Raw genomic sequence first — 3,236 nt, 5'->3', positions numbered from 1 at the left:
GGCGACCTGTATCCGCAGGCAACGCTGAAGTGGAATGCCGGCGTGCACAATTACATGACCTATCTGACGGGTGACATCCCCGTCGGCGCCTATAGTTCGACCCGCCTTGCCAATCTCGGCATCGGCCATGCCGCCGTCGATGTCGGCGGCGGCTATACCTATTTCAACCCGGCGGCGGGCCAGGAGTTTTCGGCAGTCGCGGGCTTTACCTACAATCTGAAAAACGACGCCACTAACTACCAGAACGGTATCGACTTCCATGTCGATTGGGGAATGTCGCAATTTCTCTCTAAGCAGTTTTTCGTCGGGCTTGTCGGATATAGGTACCAGCAGATCACCGACGATTTCGGCCAGCATCCGATCCTCGGAGGTTTTCGATCGCGCGTACTTGGTATCGGCCCCCAAGCCGGGATCCTGTTTCCCGTCGGCGACATGCAAGGATACCTGAACCTGAAAGCCTACGGTGAGTTCGCGGCGGAGAACCGGCCATCAGGCTGGAATACCTGGCTGACGTTTTCGGTCTCGCCGATGGCGCCGACCAGCACCGTGACGGCGACGAAGCGCCGGATCGTGAAGTGACGCGATAGACCGATATTACTGTTGGGTGGCCCCTGTCGGGGAGACCGCCGTCGAACGGACCAGCATCCGACGGTGGCTCATCAGATAGTGTAGCCTGTGGGCCGCAAGTCCCAGCGCAGCCATCTCGGCGCTGTCGGCGTTTTCGCCGGCGTTCTTCGTAAGCTCCTTCTTCAGGATATCGTCGATACTTTTTTCGATATCCTCGAGTTCGGCGTCGCTTTTCGCATTCCTGATCTCGTTGCCAAGCTCGTAGAGGGGCTCCAGCATGCTCTCGGACCCGGTGCCGGATCGGGCGAAGCGCCAGGCCGCCACGAGGATGGAGATCAGCGTGCCCAGCAGCAGCGAAGCGTAATAGAGCTTGTCATCATACTTATCGAGAAAACTCTGCTGACTGCCGTTGTAATAGGTTGCGGCGCCCGGATGGATCGGAATCAGCGCGTCCGCATCCGTGCTCGGTGCTGCGGCTTGGCCCAATATTGGAAATTGCGACAGTAGGTCCCGTTTCGCATCGACCAGCGACTGCGTCAGATCGGTGATCGCATCGGCATTGACTGACTTGTTGGCGACGAGAAAGTAGGAAACTCGCAACGACGTCAGGTCATCGGAAGGGATCGGAGGTGCGCCCCGTAAGGTGCCCTTCGGGATGTCATAGCTCTCGTAGTACTGCGCAACGTTGGCGACCGCGCCGGCCGCTTCGATCTCGATCAGCTTTGCGGCCGAACCTTTGGCGCGCTCCTGCTGAAACAATTGCCTCGCCTTCGCGAGGTATCCTTCCGTCAGCGGAATAACCGTCAGCAAGGCGTGAACTTTTCCCGACGCGAGCGCACCTGCGGCGTCGTTGAGGCTAACATCTTGAAAACTGACCCTGGCGCCGTCGAATTGATAGACCTGCTTCAGCGCCTCGACTACTGGCCGGTTGATCGCTCCGCCGACGACGCCGATAGCCCTGTTGCGGAGATCGCCCAGACTGTCGGCGCTTGCAGCCGATGGGGCCATCATCAAGACCACGCCGTGGGTCAGGAGCAACACGCTTCTTGCGTCAGCCAAACCGCTTGTGTCGCCGCGAACAATGGCGAGGTCCACCTTCTGCGCAGCCAGCATTTCGGCAGCCTTTGCCGATGTAGCGGCATCGCTGACCTTCAACCGAACATGCGAGTTCGATGCCGTCAGGCGCGCGGAGATCGCCGAGATCAGTGCCAGCGCCTCGCCATCCGCCGACCCGGCGGCCACCGTAAGCACAACGGGCTTGGCGAAATAGCGATACGCGAACCATCCACCACCGATCGCCGCGGCTGTCGCTGCTCCGACAATCGATGCCCTGAGCCATCGCGGCCACAGGTTGATCGCTGGACTCGCCATCGGGTTCAAGGCGCCAAAGCCAGCGTGAGCCCCGAGATCCCCAGCGACACGTTCAAACCCGCCTGCCCCTCCACCGACAACGGTTGCAAAGCAATCGTTCGATTAGAGCCGCCAAAGAGGACGTTGGCTCCGATACCTACCCCGACGGTAATGTCGCCACTGGCCCCCACATACTCACCAGCCAACGCCCCGATCGGCGCTCCTTGGCTAGGAGCAAACACGCCCCATGCCATCAGTCCACCTGCGCTGATTCCGAGTTCGAGCCCGACCGTATTCATCGCGCCATTGTAGTCCTGAGGCGGATATCCCCCGTTGGGCACATACCTGCAGCTCATCCGCTGGCTTTCCGCAATAATTAGTCCAATGCTCGGAGCAAGGTTACAGGTCAACATCCCCGCCTGGACGCCCGGTGGCGGCTGCTGGGCCGACGCAAACGCGGGAGCAAGAAGTATCGTGGCGGCAAGGCTCATTACGCGGAGGAAATGGTAGCTGAGCATGATGGATCACTCCCTGGGAGGCTCACAGCGCTGGCTTTACAGATGACCCCGCTCGGGCCGATATCCGCGAGTAGCTATACGAGGCGGCCTAGTCATCCGCCTATGCGATATCCGACCATCATCGACGTGCGCCGCTGATAATTTACCCACCGATCCAAGGCTCAATGCAGACCGCGCCGATTTTGCATAGTCGACCCGTGGATGGTGCGTTACGTGACGGGAGTAAGTCGGGGGCCTATTCGCCCGGGCCTGTCTATGAACGGGGTGTCCGCCCAATGTTGACAGATACACCTTCCGTAACCCAGCTATCTCACGTCATATCACAGTCAGCGGCCCCCGCCTTCCTGCTGGGCGCACTGGGCGCCTTCATCGCTATCCTGATCTCCCGCCTGAACCGGATCGTTGACCGGACGGTGATCCTCAATGGCATTCCCGATGACGACACAATCCGATCCCGGCTCAAGGCCGATCTGCCACGTCTGATGCAGCGCGCGGCGATGATGAATCGGGCGATCTTCTGGGCCGTGATCGCAAGTATCTCAGTGACGCTTCTCGTGATCGTCGCTTTTGTAACGGCGTTCTTTCAGCTGCAGCACGAACGCGGCGTGGCCCTCTTCTTTGTTGTTTCGCTCGCCGCGTTTACAGTCGCGTTGGTCGACTTCGCTCGTGAAGTCCGGATTGCGCTGAGTGAATATGACCACTACGGCTGAAGTCGCTATCGCAGCCACTGCCCCATTTGGAGGCAGGTCAGCAAGCTGACGTAACTCGGCGTCCCACCAATGCTCTCTTGCGGCACACAGC

General features: G+C 59.8%; 4 protein-coding genes. 2 read left to right on the top strand and 2 right to left on the bottom strand.

Annotation, left to right across the window (positions count from 1 at the left end):
* Nucleotides 1-579: transporter (locus IVB36_RS31715; RefSeq protein WP_247394206.1), on the top strand; the 579-nt coding region annotated here is incomplete at its 5' end.
* A gap of 15 nt (nt 580-594) precedes the next feature.
* On the opposite strand, the gene IVB36_RS31710 is transcribed toward IVB36_RS31715, so the two are convergent.
* The gene (locus IVB36_RS31710) at nt 595-1,938 is read right to left on the bottom strand and encodes a TAXI family TRAP transporter solute-binding subunit (protein WP_247394204.1); all 1,344 of its coding nucleotides are present in this window, start codon (nt 1,936-1,938) and stop codon (nt 595-597) included.
* A 5-nt stretch (nt 1,939-1,943) separates the two neighbouring features.
* Nucleotides 1,944-2,435 (bottom strand): DUF992 domain-containing protein, encoded by a 492-nt coding sequence (locus IVB36_RS31705; RefSeq protein WP_247394202.1) that lies wholly within the window; start codon nt 2,433-2,435, stop codon nt 1,944-1,946.
* A 275-nt stretch (nt 2,436-2,710) separates the two neighbouring features.
* Between IVB36_RS31705 and IVB36_RS31700 the strand changes: the two genes are divergently transcribed.
* Entirely contained in the window at nt 2,711-3,145 is a 435-nt protein-coding gene (locus IVB36_RS31700) for a DUF2721 domain-containing protein (protein WP_247288344.1), read from the top strand.
* The last annotated feature ends 91 nt before the right edge of the window (nt 3,146-3,236 follow it).

The organism is Bradyrhizobium sp. 35, from assembly GCF_023073215.1.
GTDB classification, from domain to species: domain Bacteria; phylum Pseudomonadota; class Alphaproteobacteria; order Rhizobiales; family Xanthobacteraceae; genus Bradyrhizobium; species Bradyrhizobium canariense_D.
This window is presented reverse-complemented; position numbering and strand designations above follow the sequence as displayed.